Annotated in this window: 1 pseudogene; it reads left to right on the top strand. The window is 29.4% G+C overall.

The annotated features are described in order from the left end of the window. Positions 1 to 951, top strand: a pseudogene (locus F6K52_RS36750) (hypothetical protein); the annotation flags it as partial. Positions 952 to 1,048 lie beyond the last annotated feature (97 nt).

Raw genomic sequence — 1,048 nt, 5'->3', positions numbered from 1 at the left:
GAAATATCTATTCATGCTTTTATCTCTTCTTTAAAAGTGTACACAAAAGAAGAATATTTTCCGAATTGGGCATTGACTCAAAAGAAGTTGGGTGTTGCTTATAATCGTCGAATTCTGGGTAATAAAAAAGAGAATATTGAAGCTGCTATTAATTCTTACACTAACTCTTTAAAATTTTATACTCAATCAAATTTTTTCTATGATTGGGCAATGATTCAAAATTGTCTAGGTGATATTTACAAAGATAGATTAGCTGGAGAGAAAAGGAAAAATATTGAATCTGCTATTGCTTATTATACTTCTGCTCTAAAAATTTTTACAGAAGTAAATTTTCCCTATGATTGGGCAAAAACTAAACAGAGTCTAGGCGATATTTATAACAGAACAAAAATAGTAGGAAATAGAAGTGAAAATATTGAAAATGCTATTGCTTGCTATAATGATTCTTTAAGAGTTATCGACGAAACAAAATTTTCTCAAGATTGGGCATTTATTCAAAACAGTTTAGGTTGGGTTTATTTCAATAGAATAGTAGGAGAAAGGAAAGATAATATTGAAACTGCTATTGCTCATTACACTGCTGCCTTGAGAGTATTTACTGAAATAGACTTTCCTCAACTCTGGGCTAGTACTTTACAAATGATAGGTATAAATTATGAAGAAAGAATTGCGGGAGATAAAAAAGAAAATTTAGAAATTGCTATTGCTTACTATCTAAATGCTTTAAAAGTAATAACTGAAGAAAATTTTCCTCAAAAATGGGCTAGGACTCAAAAGATGTTAGGTGATGTATTACGTGAAAGAATAGCAGGCAGTAGAAAAGAAAATATTGAAGCTGCTATTTTTTACTATACAACTGCATTAAGAGTCTATAATGAGACTGATTTTCCCCTAAATTGGGCTAATATTCAACATAGTTTGGGTATTACTTACTTATATAGAATAGCGTGAGATAGTAAAAATAATATTGAAAATTCAATCATTTATTTTAGCAATGCCTTAAAAATCCATACAGAAGAAAATTATCCTGACAAATGGACTTCAAATA

Origin of the sequence: Moorena sp. SIO3H5 (assembly GCF_010692395.1) — a bacterium.
In the GTDB taxonomy this organism is placed as follows: Bacteria; Cyanobacteriota; Cyanobacteriia; order Cyanobacteriales; family Coleofasciculaceae; genus Moorena.
The sequence above is the reverse complement of the archived record's forward strand: the minus strand, read 5'-3'. Positions and strand labels throughout refer to the sequence as shown.